General features: G+C 71.4%; 12 protein-coding genes and 1 tRNA gene. 4 read left to right on the plus strand and 9 right to left on the minus strand.

What is annotated here, in order from left to right:
* Nucleotides 1-306: 306 nt before the first annotated feature.
* The 8 genes from ASG40_RS02645 to ASG40_RS02680 all read right to left on the minus strand — a co-directional run bounded on the left by ASG40_RS02645 (nt 307) and on the right by ASG40_RS02680 (nt 6,674).
* A tRNA-Thr gene (locus ASG40_RS02645) sits at nt 307-378 on the minus strand.
* 153 nt (nt 379-531) lie between these two features.
* Nucleotides 532-2,217: a sensor histidine kinase gene (locus ASG40_RS02650; RefSeq protein ID WP_055881181.1), complete on the minus strand. Its 1,686-nt coding sequence runs from the start codon at nt 2,215-2,217 to the stop codon at nt 532-534.
* 180 nt (nt 2,218-2,397) lie between these two features.
* Nucleotides 2,398-3,159, minus strand: coding sequence for a tRNA (guanine(46)-N(7))-methyltransferase TrmB (gene trmB, locus ASG40_RS02655; RefSeq protein ID WP_055880025.1), 762 nt, complete (start codon nt 3,157-3,159; stop codon nt 2,398-2,400).
* 12 nt (nt 3,160-3,171) lie between these two features.
* Nucleotides 3,172-4,347, minus strand: a complete 1,176-nt coding sequence (gene metK, locus ASG40_RS02660) for a methionine adenosyltransferase (protein WP_055880028.1) — start codon at nt 4,345-4,347, stop codon at nt 3,172-3,174.
* Between the two features lie 193 nt (nt 4,348-4,540).
* Nucleotides 4,541-4,972 (minus strand): helix-turn-helix domain-containing protein, encoded by a 432-nt coding sequence (locus ASG40_RS02665; protein WP_055880031.1) that lies wholly within the window; start codon nt 4,970-4,972, stop codon nt 4,541-4,543.
* 132 nt (nt 4,973-5,104) lie between these two features.
* Entirely contained in the window at nt 5,105-5,371 is a 267-nt protein-coding gene (locus ASG40_RS02670) for a DUF2312 domain-containing protein (protein WP_055880034.1), read from the minus strand.
* A gap of 183 nt (nt 5,372-5,554) precedes the next feature.
* Nucleotides 5,555-5,857, minus strand: coding sequence for a DUF1244 domain-containing protein (locus tag ASG40_RS02675; RefSeq protein WP_055880037.1), 303 nt, complete (start codon nt 5,855-5,857; stop codon nt 5,555-5,557).
* A 55-nt stretch (nt 5,858-5,912) separates the two neighbouring features.
* On the minus strand, nt 5,913-6,674 hold the full coding sequence (locus ASG40_RS02680; RefSeq protein ID WP_055880040.1) for an N-formylglutamate amidohydrolase: 762 nt from the start codon (nt 6,672-6,674) through the stop codon (nt 5,913-5,915).
* Between the two features lie 239 nt (nt 6,675-6,913).
* Here ASG40_RS02680 and ASG40_RS02685 point away from each other — a divergent pair, with 239 nt between their 5' ends.
* The 4 genes from ASG40_RS02685 (at nt 6,914) to ASG40_RS02700 (ending at nt 10,591) form a co-directional block, all read left to right on the plus strand.
* Nucleotides 6,914-8,218 carry a glycerate kinase type-2 family protein gene (locus tag ASG40_RS02685; RefSeq protein ID WP_055880043.1) on the plus strand — a complete coding sequence of 435 codons (1,305 nt, stop codon included), beginning with the start codon at nt 6,914-6,916 and terminating at the stop codon, nt 8,216-8,218.
* Nucleotides 8,219-8,264: 46 nt separating this feature from the next.
* A complete protein-coding gene (locus ASG40_RS02690; RefSeq protein ID WP_244472238.1) occupies nt 8,265-8,687 on the plus strand; it encodes a DUF1036 domain-containing protein in 423 nt (140 codons plus the stop codon).
* Between the two features lie 324 nt (nt 8,688-9,011).
* A complete protein-coding gene (locus tag ASG40_RS02695) occupies nt 9,012-10,148 on the plus strand; it encodes a PAS domain-containing protein (protein WP_055880048.1) in 1,137 nt (378 codons plus the stop codon).
* On the plus strand, nt 10,145-10,591 hold the full coding sequence (locus ASG40_RS02700) for a response regulator (RefSeq protein ID WP_055880050.1): 447 nt from the start codon (nt 10,145-10,147) through the stop codon (nt 10,589-10,591). The genes ASG40_RS02695 and ASG40_RS02700 overlap by 4 nt, the downstream gene beginning before the upstream one ends.
* Nucleotides 10,592-10,636: 45 nt before the next feature.
* On the opposite strand, the gene ASG40_RS02705 is transcribed toward ASG40_RS02700, so the two are convergent.
* Nucleotides 10,637-12,844: a xanthine dehydrogenase family protein molybdopterin-binding subunit gene (locus ASG40_RS02705; RefSeq protein WP_055880052.1), complete on the minus strand. Its 2,208-nt coding sequence runs from the start codon at nt 12,842-12,844 to the stop codon at nt 10,637-10,639.
* Nucleotides 12,845-12,856: the final 12 nt, after the last annotated feature.

Below are 12,856 nucleotides of genomic sequence, written 5' to 3' on the forward strand. Positions count from 1 at the left end.
ATCGCGGCTCGTCACCCTGTTCGGGCCGGGCCGGAGGAGCATCGAAAGGCCCACCCCCGTTCCGATGACGCCGGCCGGAACCCCGTCCGAACGGTGATCGCCGTCTTCGACGATGGCGGACTCGAGCGAATCCGGCGCCTTCGGTGATCGGGCGTCGACAGCGCCACACCGCGATCCTGAGATGCCAGCACGGCCGAGGGACGATTGATCCCGTCCCGGCGGACGAACGCCGCAAGCCGCAGGTCGTCGAAAGCCGGCACAGGACCCGTGACATCGGATCCGGCCGATGGGCGGGGTCTCTGACGGTGCCGGCGGAGAGGATTGAACTCCCGACCTTCGGTTTACAAAACCGCTGCACTACCGCTGTGCTACACCGGCATCCGACGAGACGTGCTACCAGCGGCGAGGCCGGCATTCAAGCGGGTCGTCCCGGTCGTGCACGGTCGAGGCCCCCTCCCGGTGGGCGGGCGCCACCGCGTCGTGACGCCCGTAAACGCGCTTGGCATCGCTCGAGGTCGCGGCGTTGCCCCGTCACAACGGATTGAGGGTGTCGTTCCGGGCAGGCAGGGGCGCGCGCATCGTGAGGCGAAAGCCCTCGGGGGCGTAATCGGTCGTCACCTCGGCGCGCACCTGCGTGGTCAGCACCCGTTGCAGCAGCCGCGAGCCGAAGCCCTGGCGAGTGGGGGGCGCCACCGTGGGTCCGCCGCTCTCGACCCAGGCGAAGAGCAGGGTGCCGCAGGCGTCGTCCGGCTCCACGGCCCAGGTCACGGCGACCCGTCCGGCGCGGGTCGAGAGCGCCCCGTATTTGGCGGCGTTGGTGGTGAGTTCGTGGATGGCCATGCCGATCGGCACCGCGACCTCGGAGGCGAGGTCGACCGCCGGGCCGATCAGGGTGACGCGGGCGTCGGGCTCCCCGTCGAGGGCACCGTCGGCATAGGGCTTGAGTTCGTTGGAGAGCAGGTCGCGCAGGCCCGCCATCTGCCAGGTGGCGCCGGTGAGCACCGCATGGGTGTGGGCCAGCGACACGATGCGCCCGACGAAGGCGTCGTAGAAACTTTCGATGCTGGTGGCGTTGCGCGCGGTCGAGCCGACGATGGCCTGCACCGTGGCCAGGGTGTTCTTCACCCGGTGGTGCAACTCGCGGATCAGGAGGTTCTGGCGGTCCTCGGCGAGGCGCCGGTCGGTGACGTCGGCCACGACCCCGATCAGGCGCCGCGGCAGGCGGTCGGGGGTGTCGCGCTCGAAGCGGCCGGCCATGTCGATGACCCGCCAGGTTCCGTCGTCGGCCCGCCGGATGCGGCCGCTCACATGCAGGATCGCGTCGTCGCGCAGGGCCGCGGAGATCGCGTGCCGGAACGCCATGCGGTCCTCGGGGTGGAGGATGTGATCGAGGAACTCGCGCTTACCGACGGCCCCGTCCTCGGGACGGCGGCCGAAGATCGCGAACATGCGCTCGTTCTCCCAGATCGCGCGGTCGTCGAGCATGTGCCACTCGAAGATGCCGAGATCGGCCAGGGATGCGGCGATGCGCAGGCGCTGCTCGCGGTCGCGCAATGCGTCGCGGTCGGCGACCCGGGCGGTGACGTCCTGCAGCACGCCGACCATGCCGGTGAGCGACCCGTCCGGTGCCAGGGTGCCCTGGCCCCGGGCCATCACCCAGACGGTCCGGTCCTCGTGCCCATGGCGCACACGGGCTTCGATGGCATAGGGCACGCCCGCGTGCCCGGACTCGCGCACCGTCAGCCCGATGCGCTCGGCGTCGGCCGGATCGAACCGCGCGCGCAGGGCCGCCCAGGACAGGGCATGGCCGGGGGGATGGCCGAGGATGTGGGCGGCGCGGCGCGACAGGGTGACGAGGCCGGTGGCACGCTCCCAGCGCCACTCGCCGAGCCCGGCCGCGGTGAGCGCGTCGCGGTTCTGCTCGGCCCGGACCATCTCGTCGGGGTCCACGGGCTCGACCACGAGGACCCGCACGGCTCCGGCCGTCGATCCGGAGGGACGCACCCGCACGGGAATCGCCGCGCCGTCGGCCTGGCGCCACAGGCGGATGCCCTCGGGCACCGGGTTCATGGTCTCTCCAACGGTCCCCAGCGGCCGGTCGTCGAGGCTGCCGGGAGGCCGGCCGACGATGGCGCAGAGGCGGGGATTGGCGCTGAGGATGGTGCGGCCGTCGGGCGATAGGATCGCGAGGCCGGTGGCGGCCAGGTCGAAGGCCACGCGATGCGCGTCCCCCCCAAAGGCCGAGGCCGCCTGCGCCGTCGGATCGTGATCCGCCCTGCCGCCCAACACGCGAACCTCACTCGGACCCGCCGGCGTCAAGCCTGCCGTCGCGGCACACCCGACTGAATTCAGACCATGATCGCAGATGATTCCGGCCACAAGGTGCCATTCGTCCAATCATCGACGGACGGACGGCTGTTCCCCATCTTGACGAAGGACGGTGAGATACGTCGGCCGGCGGCCGGCGGCGATGGCCTTGGCCTCGTAGCGGGTGCCGGGCCAATCCGGCCAGGGCCGCGTCCAGTCGGTGGCCGCCCTCGCGGTCCACGCGAGGTCCGGGTTGCGGGCGATGCGCACCAGCGTCCAGCCGGCGTAATCGTCGATGTCGCTGGCGAAGCGAAAGCTGCCGCCGGGCACGAGCACGCGCGCGATCTCCGCCAGGCTCTCGTCGGAGACGAAGCGGCGCTTGCGCTGGCGGCGCTTGGGCCACGGGTCGGGATAGAGCAGGTAGACGCGCGTCACGCTGGCGTCGGGCAGGGCGGCGAGCAACGCGGTCGCGTCCTCGTCCCAGATCCTGACGTTGCGCAGGTCGCGCTCGTCGATCTCGCGCAGGAGCTTGACGACGCCGTTGACGAAGGGCTCGGCGCCGATGATGCCGACGCCGGGCTCGCGGGCCGCATTGGCGGCCAGGTGCTCGCCGCCGCCGAAGCCGATCTCGAGCCAGACCTCGCGGACCGGGTCCGGAAACAGGGCCGCGGGATCGAGGAACGCGCCCTCTCCCGGCAGGGCGATCCTCAGCTCCGGCAGGAGGGAGGCCAGCCGCTGCTCCTGGAGCGCACGCAGGCGCTTGCCCTTGCGCCGGCCGAAGAAGGCGCGCTCGGGCGCCTCCTCGCTCGCAATACCGCCCGCCTGGGGCGGGTCATCCCCCCGCCCCACCATGCGGAACAGGCCTCAGAACGCCGACTTGAGGCTGTCGGCGAGGTCGGTGCGCTCCCACGAGAAGCCGCCGTCCGCGTCGGGTGCCCGGCCGAAGTGGCCGTAGGCCGAGGTGCGGGCGTAGATCGGCTTGTTGAGGCCGAGCTTCAGGCGGATGCCGCGGGGCGACAGGTCGAGGGCGTCCATCAGCACGCCTTCGAGCTTGGCCTCGTCCACGGTGCCGGTGCCGTGCAGGTCGACGTAGATCGACAGGGGCTTGGCGACGCCGATGGCGTAGGCGAGCTGGATGGTGGCGCGGGTGGCGAGGCCCGCGGCGACCACGTTCTTGGCGAGGTAGCGCGCGGCATAGGCCGCCGAGCGGTCGACCTTGGTCGGGTCCTTGCCCGAGAAGGCGCCGCCGCCGTGGGGGGCGGCCCCGCCGTAGGTGTCGACGATGATCTTGCGGCCGGTGAGGCCGGCATCGCCGTCGGGGCCGCCGATCACGAACTTGCCGGTGGGGTTGACGTGCCAGACGGTGGAGCCGTCGATCCAGCCCTTGGGGAGGGCCGCCTGGATGTAAGGCTCGACGATGGCGCGCACGTCGGCCGAATCGAGGCTCTCGTCGACGTGCTGGGTCGAGAGCACGATCTGGGTGACGCCGACCGGGCGGCCGTCGACGTAGCGCACGGTGACCTGGCTCTTGGCGTCGGGGCCGAGCTTGGCCGCGTCGCCGACCTTGCCCTTGCGGGCGTCGGCGAGGTCCTTGAGGATCTTGTGGGCGTAGTAGATCGGGGCCGGCATCAGCTCGGGGGTCTCGTCCGAGGCGTAGCCGAACATGATGCCCTGGTCGCCGGCACCTTCGTCCTTGTTGCCGGCGGCGTCCACGCCCTGGGCGATGTCGGCCGACTGGGCGTGCAGGTGGATGGCGATGTCGTTGTGCTTCCAGTGGAAGCCCGACTGCTCGTAGCCGATGTCCTTCACCGCTTCGCGGGTCAGCTCGGTGAGATGGTCGAAGGTCACCGAATCGGGACCGCGGACCTCGCCGGCGATGACGATGCGGTTGGTGGTGGCCAGGGTCTCGACGCCCAGACGCGCCTCGGGCATCGCCGCGAGATAGGCGTCGACCACGGTGTCGGAGATCCGGTCGCAGACCTTGTCCGGGTGACCTTCGGAAACCGACTCGCTCGTGAAGAGGTAGTTGGAACGCGGCATTGAGGACGATCCCCGGCTGTGGGTACGCCCAGATTCGATGGCGTTGGACCCGGTCTTCGGAAGGCCGAGGTTCTGGCATCGGCCTGTGGCAGGGTCAAGCCGAAAGACCGGACACGTTCGTGGCGACGAACGAAACGGTCGTTAGAGCAGACGCGGGCCTTCACCGGGACGGCCGCGTCGGGCCATCGCGCCTTCAGGTCCCCAGGCGGGTGCCGAGAACCTGGATGGCGGCCGCGAAGTCCTTGCGACCGTCTTCCGTGAAGTGCCGCTTGACGTGCTCGGCCACCACCTCGGCGAGGCCCTGCCAGGAGCCCGGCGCGGCATCCGCCGCCGAATCCGCCGAGAAGGCCTGCTGGGGCCTTTCCGCGAACCCTTCCGGCGGCACGTCGTCGAGGCGCTGCATGCCCTCGAAGAAGTACGCCACCGGCACGCCGGTCAGCCGGCTGAAGGTGTCGAGGTGGATGGCGCTGATGCGGTTGGTGCCCTTCTCGTACTTCTGGAGCTGGGCCGCCGACATGCCGAAGCTCTGGGCCACCCGCTTCTGCGTCAGGGCCGCCTTCTTGCGCTGGAGGGCGATGCGCTGTCCGACATGGACGTCGCGTGCGTCGGTCTTCTGGCCTGCCATGGAGTCTTGACCTCGTGCGAGCCGGCCACGGCGATCAAGCTCGGCCGTGGTGCCAGAGGGCGCGGATAGTAGATTTTAACATAGATGAAAAGGACACCCCGTCGGGTTACGTTCCCTCTCCCTCGCGGAGCGCTAAACCATGCCGAGCGCCTGCATGTAGAGTTCGAGGATCGCCTCTTCCTCCTGGCGCTCGGCGTGGTCCTTCTTGCGCAGGGAGACGATCTTGCGCAGGGCCTTCACGTCGAAGCCGGTTCCCTTGGCCTCCGCGTAGACGTCCTTGATGTCGCCGGCGAGGCCGGCCTTCTCCTCCTCGAGGCGCTCGATGCGCTCGATGAAGCTCTTGAGCTGGTCGGCGGCGACGGAGGAGGCGTCGACGGCGGGTGCGGGAGAGGCGGCCATGATCGTGCGATGTCCTTCGAATCGGCGGCGCGGCGACAGGTCGGCGCCGCGCCCGTCGATCCGGATTAGGCGGTCGAGCTTACCGGGAGATTAGGGCCCCGGCGGAAATCGGCGGTGCCGATCCCCCCGGCCCACCAGGGCGATTCGCATCGCGCCGCGACGCCGTTGTCCCTTCGATAACCCTCAGTGCGGTTCGGCCTGGGCCTTGGCGAAGGCCGCCTGCTGCTCGGGCGTCGCCTCCGGCTGGCGGCGCTTCCAGTCCTCGTAGGGCATCCCGTAGACGTGCTCGCGGCTCTCGTCCTTGCTCAGTTCCAGGCCGCGGGCGTCGGCCTCGTCCTTGAGCCAGTTCGAGAGGCAGTTCCGGCAGAAGCCGGCCATGGTCATCAGGTCGATGTTCTGCACGTCCTCGCGGGCCCGCAGATGCGCCACGAGACGGCGGAAGACGGCGGCTTCGAGTTCGGTGGTGGTGGCGGTGTCGATCGTCATGGCGCGGACTCCTCGTCGTGCGTGCCGAGAGAGGTCGGCGTCCATGCCCCGGGCGTCAAGCCGTCGGGGCGAGGTGGGGCCGCAGGAGCCCGGCGAATCGCGCCGCCCATTCCGCCTCGCCGGCCTCGTCCGCGATCAGGTCCTGGCGGATCTCGACGAGGGCGTTGGGCAGGCCGCGGGCGATGGCGTGGCGGTCGACGGTGTCTCCGGGCAGGCCGCCGCCGTAGGGTTCGTTGTCGCCCACCGTGAGCCCGGCCGGGTCGGCGCGCAGGCCCGCCACGAGGGGGGCGCTCAGGCGGTCGTCGTGGTCCCACAGGATGCCGACGTGCCAGGGGCGCGGGTCGCCGCGCCAGCACGGGGTGAAGCTGTGGATGGTGACGATGGCCGGCGGCGCGCCCGCCGCCATCGCCGCGGCGACATGGGCGTCGATAGCCCGGTCGTAGGGTTCGTAGAAGCGGGCGATCCGCTCCGCCTTGCCGGCCTCGTCGATGCGGGCGTTGCCCGGCACCACGGCCCCGTCGGAGAGCCGCATCACCAGGGTCGGGTCGTCGCGTCCGCGGTTCGGGTCGATGACGAGCCGCGAGAAGGTGGTGAGGACGGCGGGCGCACCGAGGAGGGCGGCGAGGCGGCGGGTCACCCCGGCCGCGCCGATGTCGTAGGCGATGTGGCGGGAGAACTCGGCGTCCGGAACCCCGAGCCGGCCGAGATCGTCGGGCACGTGGTTGGAGGCGTGGTCGCACAGAAGCAGCAGGCCGCAGGCGGGGTCGCCCGGAACGGTCTCGACGGGATGGGGGCCGTGCGAATGAGGGCTGGGCATGAGGCTCGAACGCTCCGGGGTTGCGGGCGGGGGCTGGCTCAAGGAAGTCCGGCAAGCCGCGGACCAAGCCGCGGGCCGCGTCATCTCGCGCTTGCCCGCGCGGCGGGCGTCGGGCACAGCACGTATCGCGGGTCGCGACGTCACGGCAACATCCCGGCAGCGGGACTTCGACGCCGGCGGGCCGTGCGTTCGTCGAAAGAGCGACCGCCAAAGCGACACGAGAGACGGATACGCCCGCCATGACAGCGCCCTCCCCCGCCCCTTCGGCCGCCCGCGCCCTCCTCCTCGGCTTCCTCGACGAGGCGATCGCCGCGGCCCATCCGGCGCGCTGCCTCGCGCCGCACCTGCCGGCCCCCGGGCCGGGGCGCCTCATCATCCTCGGTGCCGGCAAGGCCGGCGGCAGCATGGCGGCGGTGGCGAGCCGGTTCTACCGGGAGACGCACGGGGTCGACGCCGAGCGCATCGCCGGCTTCGCGGTGGCGCGCCACGGCTACGGCGAGGAGGCGCCGATGATCCGCATGGTCGAGGCCGGCCACCCGGTGCCCGACCAGGCCGGCATCGACGCCACCATCGAGACCCTGCGGCTGGCCGGCGACGCCGGCCCCGAGGACGACGTGCTGGTGCTGCTCTCGGGCGGCGGCTCGGCCAACTGGATCGCCCCGGCCGGCGACCTCACGCTCTCCGAGAAGCAGGCGGTGACCAAGGCGCTGCTGCGCTCGGGCGCGCCCATCGGCGAGATCAACGCCGTGCGCAAGCACCTCTCGCGCATCAAGGGCGGGCGCCTCGCGGTGAAGGCGCGCAACGCCCGCTCGATCCTGACGCTGGCGATCTCGGACGTGCCCCACGACGATCCGGCGGTGATCGCCTCGGGGCCGACGGTGCCCGATCCCACGACGCTGGCCGACGCGCTGGCCATCTGCGAGCGCCGCGGCATCCCGCTGCCCGACACGGCACGGGCGCTCCTCAACGATCCGGCCAACGAGACGCCCAAGGCCGGCGATCCCGCCTTCGCGCGCTCGGAATACATCATCATCGCCCGGCCCATCGACGCGCTGGAGGCGGCGGCGGCGGCGGCGCGCAAGGCCGGCTACGAGCCGGTGATGCTCGGCCCCGACGTGGAGGGCGAGGCCCGCGAGGTCGCGGCCGAACACGCCAGGCTCGCCAGGGAGATGGCGCAGGCCGGCCGGAAGGTCGCGATCATCTCGGGCGGCGAACTCACCGTCACCATCCGCGGCGAGGGCCACGGCGGCCCCAACCAGGAATACGCCCTGGCGCTGGCCATCGCCCTCGAGGGCCATCCGGGCATCCTCGGCATCGCCGCCGACACCGACGGCACCGACGGCGGGCGCGGCGAGGCCACCGACCCGGCCGGCGGCCTCGTCGATCCCACCACCCTGGAGCGCGCCCGCACCGCCGGCCTCGATCCGGAGGCGATGCTGGCGGACAACGATTCGACCAAGTTCTTCGCCACCATCGGCGATCTCGTCCAGCCGGGCCCGACGCGCACCAATGTCAACGATTGCCGGATCATCCTTGTCGGATAAGCGACCGCGTCGGCGCCGACTCGGACAGCGTGGCCTCGGACGGCTGTTGGCGCCCTGGGGCGGGGCGATCGCGATCCTCGTCCTCGCCACCCCCGCCCGGGCCGACCTGCGCCTGTGCAACCAGACCACGAGCAAGGTCGGGATCTCGCTGGGCTACCGCGACGCGCAGGGCTGGGTGACCGAGGGCTGGTGGGACCTGACGCCCAAGGCCTGCGAGACCCTGCTGCGGGGCTCCCTCTCGGCCCGGTTCTACTACGTGTTCGCGGTGGACTACACCCGCGGCGGCGAGTGGAGCGGCCGCTCGCTGATGTGCACCAAGGACTCGGAGTTCACCATCCGCGGGGTCGAGGACTGCCTCGCCCGCGGTTTCGACCGCAACGGCTTCTACGAGGTCGACACCGGCGAGCAGAAGAGCTGGACGATCCAGCTCAGCGACCCGAACCAGCCGGCCGGCGGCGCCCCGCCGTGAGGCTCGGGCCCGATCGTCGCAACGCCGGCGAAGCGAGGGCCATCGCGCTTGCTTGGCGGCGGGATAAGGGCCTATGTCCACTGGAGGACACCGGATCGACGGCGGTGGGACGACAACCATCGCGGGTCTTCATCCGGCGTCCGAAACGCGCGGGACGATGGAAACGCTCGGGACAAGGGCATGTCCCCGTCCGTCCGGGCACCTTCGCGTGAGGAACGAACCGACTCGCGCGTGAGGAACGAACCGACTCGACCCGGTCTTTGACCCGAGCCGCCCTGAAGGGGCTCGTCGGGCGATCGAAGCGAACCCAGGAAGGCGAGAGACGTGGAGCAACGTGATGCATGGCGGATCACAGACCGGCTGAATGCTGAGCACGGCAAGGGCGATCCGTTCGCCGCCGCCGTCCGGGCCACCCGCATGGCGATGATCATCACCGACCCGCGCCTGCCCGATAACCCGATCACCTTCGCCAACGACGCCTTCCTACAGATGACGGGCTATTCCCGCGAGGAGGTCATGGGCCGGAACTGCCGCTTCCTGCAGGGACCGGACACCGACCGGGCCGAGGTCGCCCGGATCAGGGAGGCCATCGAGAGGCGGGAGGACGTGAGCGTCGACATCCTCAACTACCGCCAGGACGGCAGCACGTTCTGGAACGCCCTCTACATCAGCCCGGTGATCAACGAGGACGGGGAGCTGCAGTTCTACTTCGCCTCGCAGCTCGACGTCACCGACCGCAAGATGAACGAGTTCCAGGTCAGCGCCGACAAGGACCGCTTCGAGCGGGCCGTCGCCGAGCGGACGCGGGAGCTGGAACTGAGCAACCGCGACCTCGCCGCCGCCCTCGAACTGCGCACGACGCTGCTCCACGAGGTCGATCACCGCGTCAAGAACAACATGCAGATCATCGCCTCGCTGATCAGCATGCAGCTGCGCACGATCCCCGACGAGGGGATCAGGGCCTCGCTCACCACGACCCTGAGCCGGGTCGAGGCCATGAGCACCGTCCATCGCCGCTTCTACCAGTCGGGTGACGTCTCGCGGTTCGACGTGTCGGAATTCGTGCGCGACCTCGTCTCCGACCTCGTGATCGCCACCGGCCGCCAGGACATCAGGACCGACCTCGACCTCGAGGCCATCGACGTGCCGGCCGACAAGGCCGCCCCGCTGGCGCTCATGGTCAACGAGGTGCTGACCAACGCGATCAAGCACGGCTTCCCGCAGGAGCGGGGCGGCACCATCCGGACGGTGGTGCGCCGGGACGGGACCACCTGCCGGATCACCATCGTCGACGACGGCCACGGCATGTCGGAGGACGGCAAGACCCGCCCGTCCTACGGCCGCAAGCTGGTGGAGCGGCTCGGCAGGCAGCTGCAGGCGAGGACCACCTGGGCCGACGCCAACCCGGGCACCCGCGTCGAGATCGCCATGCCGATCGAGCAGCGGAGGCGCGGATCATGACGGAGTCCCGGCCGCTCAACGTCGTCATCGTCGAGGACGAGGCCATCCTGGCCATGGAACTCGAGAACATGCTGGAGGATGCCGGCCACGTCACCGTCGGCTGGGCCACCTGCCTCAGCGAGGCCGAGGAGCTGCTGCGGGAGGTGAGCGCCGACCTCGCCCTCGTCGACATCCACCTCTCGGACGGGATCACCGGCATCGAGGTCGCCGACCTGTTCCGCCGCCATACCGGGGCACCGGTGGTGTTCATGACGGCGAACCCCAAGCTGCTGCCCGAGGATTTCGCCGGCGCGGTCGGCGTGATCGCCAAGCCCTACACCTCGATCGGCGTGATGGCGATGATCGACTACCTGCAGCAGGCCATCAGCGCGCCGCCGCCGTCCGTCAGCCAGCCCAACGGGCTGACGCTGGCCCCCGACTACCGGGAGCGGTGGTCGGCCTGAGCGACTCCGGTCCTGGCGCCGCCGGTTCTGGCGAGCGGTCGCTCGTCAGACGCCGCGCAGGCCCTCGAGCATCTTGGCCTTCGTGAAGGGCACCGAGCGCAGGCGCACGCCGGTGGCGTCGAACACCGCGTTCGAGATCGCGGACGGCACGATCGCGGCGGCCGGCTCGCCCGCCCCCCAGGGTTTTTCGGTGGGCCGGTCGATCAGTTCCATCACCACCTCGGGCACCTCCGGGAAGGCGAGGATCGGGTAGCTCGCCCAGTCGAGGCTGGTGACGGCGCCCCGGTCGAAGGTCACCTCCTCCTTGAGCACGCGGCTCACGGTCTGGATCACGTTGCCTTCGAGCTGGTTGCGCACCCCGTCGGGGTTGATGACCTGGCCGCAATCCTGGACGACGACGAAGCGCGGCACCCGGATCGCGCCGGTGGCGCGGTCGACCTCCACCTCGGCGACGCCCGCGACGTAGGTGCGGTAGAGTTCGTAGCGGACGTAGGAGACGCCGCGGCCGCGCAGCACGTCGCCGCCGGTCTCGGCCCGCGGCGAGGGCCGGCTCTCCCACTTGGCCAGGGCGAGGGCGCGGGTCAGCACCTCGGCCCCGCGCGGGTCGTTCAGGAGCCGCATCCGGTATGCGGCGGGGTCGACGCCGGCGGCCGCCGCCAGCTCGTCGAGGAAGGCCTCGTTGGCGAAGGTGTTCTGCATCCGCCCCGGCGTGCGGATCCAGGACGGGCGCAGCGGCGTCTCGGCGAGGCGATGGCAGACCGTGCGCACGTTGGGCAGGGCGTAGGGCAGCGCCGAGTTGTGGACGATGTTGCCCGGCGCCAGGGCGGTCTCGTGCGGCAGGCCGGCGAGTTCGGCCGCCACCAGCGGCACGTTGCCGGCCCCGCCCTCGGGGATGAAGAATTCCGAGGTCCAGGCGACGATCGCCCCGGCGGCGTCGAGGCCGCCCTTCAGGTCGATCAGCGTCGGCGGGCCCTTGGGATCCCAGCCGTGCTCGTCGGCCCGCGACCATTGCACCCGCACCGGCCGGCCCACCGCGCGCGCCAGCAGGGTGGCGTCGGCGGCGGCGTCCTCGTGGCCGTTGCGTCCGTAGCAGCCCGAGCCTTCGAGGTAGATGCAGCGTACGTCCTCGGTGGGCAGCCCGGTCATCGCCGCGAGTTGCCGGCGCAGGGCATGGGTCATCTGCGAGGCCGACCAGCAGGTGAGCCGCCCGTCCTTGAACTCGGCGACCGCGCAGGAGGGGCCGATGGAGCCATGGGTGTGGATGGCGAAATCGTAGGTGGCGACAAGCACCTTGGCCGCCTGCGGCAGCGCCGCCGCGACGTCGCCCACCGCGCTGGTCACGTCGTCCTTGGCGACGCGGGTGGCGCGGACGTGCTGCCACAGCTTGTCCTGCTCGGGCAGCCCGGCCCAGGCCGACCAGCGCGGGCGCAGCGCCTCGGCCGCCTTGATCGCCCCCCATTCGGTCTGGGCGACGATCGCCAGGAAGTTGCCCTCGCGCACCACCTTGACGACGCCGGGCATCGCCAGGGCGGCGGCATCGTCCACCGCTTCCAGCCTCGCGCCGATGGTCGGCGGGCGCACCACCCGCCCGTGGACCATGCCGGGCACCTTGAGGTCGTGGATGTAGGTGAAGCGCCCGGTGACCTTGCCCGGAATGTCGATGCGCGCCACCGACTTGCCGACGAGCGCGTAGCGGGACGGGTCCTTGAGCGGCGCGTCCGCGTCGACCTTGAGGGCGAAGCGCTTGTCCTTGAGGAGGTCGGCGAAGGGGATGCCGCCGATGGCGCCGTCCTTGAGGGCGAGGCCGGCGGCGGGGACGCCGAGGCGGTCGGCGGCGAGCCCGAGCAGCGCGGCGCGGGCGGTGGCCGCCGCCTGCCGGATCTGGGCGCCGCCGTTCTGGATCGACAGGCTGCCGTAGGTCGGCCCCTGGTCGGGGGTCAGGCCGGTGTCGCCCTGGACGATCGAGACGGCGCCCATCGGCAGGTCGAGTTCCTCGGCCGCCATCTGCTTGAGGGCGGTCTTCACGCCGGTGCCCAGATCGACCTTGCCGGAGAACACGGTGACGCGGCCGTCCGCGCCGATGGCGAGGAAGCCGTCGACCTCGTCGCCCGCCACCGATTTCGGCAGGCCCCGCGTCGGCAGGGCGGGGGGCAGCGGCGGCGCGGCGGCGGCGCGCGGCAGCAGGGAAAAACTCACCACCAGGGCGCCGCCGCCCTGGAGGATGGCGCGGCGGGACAGGATCGGGTCGGACATGGTGGGCCTGCC

This window comes from Methylobacterium sp. Leaf399 (assembly GCF_001424525.1).
In the GTDB taxonomy this organism is placed as follows: domain Bacteria; phylum Pseudomonadota; class Alphaproteobacteria; order Rhizobiales; family Beijerinckiaceae; genus Methylobacterium.

Excerpts from the sequence above, each read along its gene's own strand:
- trmB (WP_055880025.1), bottom strand. The coding sequence starts at position 3,159 with ATGGTGGGGCGGGGGGATGACCCGCCCCAGGCGGGCGGTATTGCGAGC.
- metK (WP_055880028.1), bottom strand. The coding sequence starts at position 4,347 with ATGCCGCGTTCCAACTACCTCTTCACGAGCGAGTCGGTTTCCGAAGGT.
- ASG40_RS02665 (WP_055880031.1), bottom strand. The coding sequence starts at position 4,972 with ATGGCAGGCCAGAAGACCGACGCACGCGACGTCCATGTCGGACAGCGC.
- ASG40_RS02670 (WP_055880034.1), bottom strand. The coding sequence starts at position 5,371 with ATGGCCGCCTCTCCCGCACCCGCCGTCGACGCCTCCTCCGTCGCCGCC.
- ASG40_RS02675 (WP_055880037.1), bottom strand. The coding sequence starts at position 5,857 with ATGACGATCGACACCGCCACCACCACCGAACTCGAAGCCGCCGTCTTC.
- ASG40_RS02680 (WP_055880040.1), bottom strand. The coding sequence starts at position 6,674 with ATGCCCAGCCCTCATTCGCACGGCCCCCATCCCGTCGAGACCGTTCCG.
- ASG40_RS02685 (WP_055880043.1), top strand. The coding sequence starts at position 6,914 with ATGACAGCGCCCTCCCCCGCCCCTTCGGCCGCCCGCGCCCTCCTCCTC.
- ASG40_RS02700 (WP_055880050.1), top strand. The coding sequence starts at position 10,145 with ATGACGGAGTCCCGGCCGCTCAACGTCGTCATCGTCGAGGACGAGGCC.
- ASG40_RS02705 (WP_055880052.1), bottom strand. The coding sequence starts at position 12,844 with ATGTCCGACCCGATCCTGTCCCGCCGCGCCATCCTCCAGGGCGGCGGC.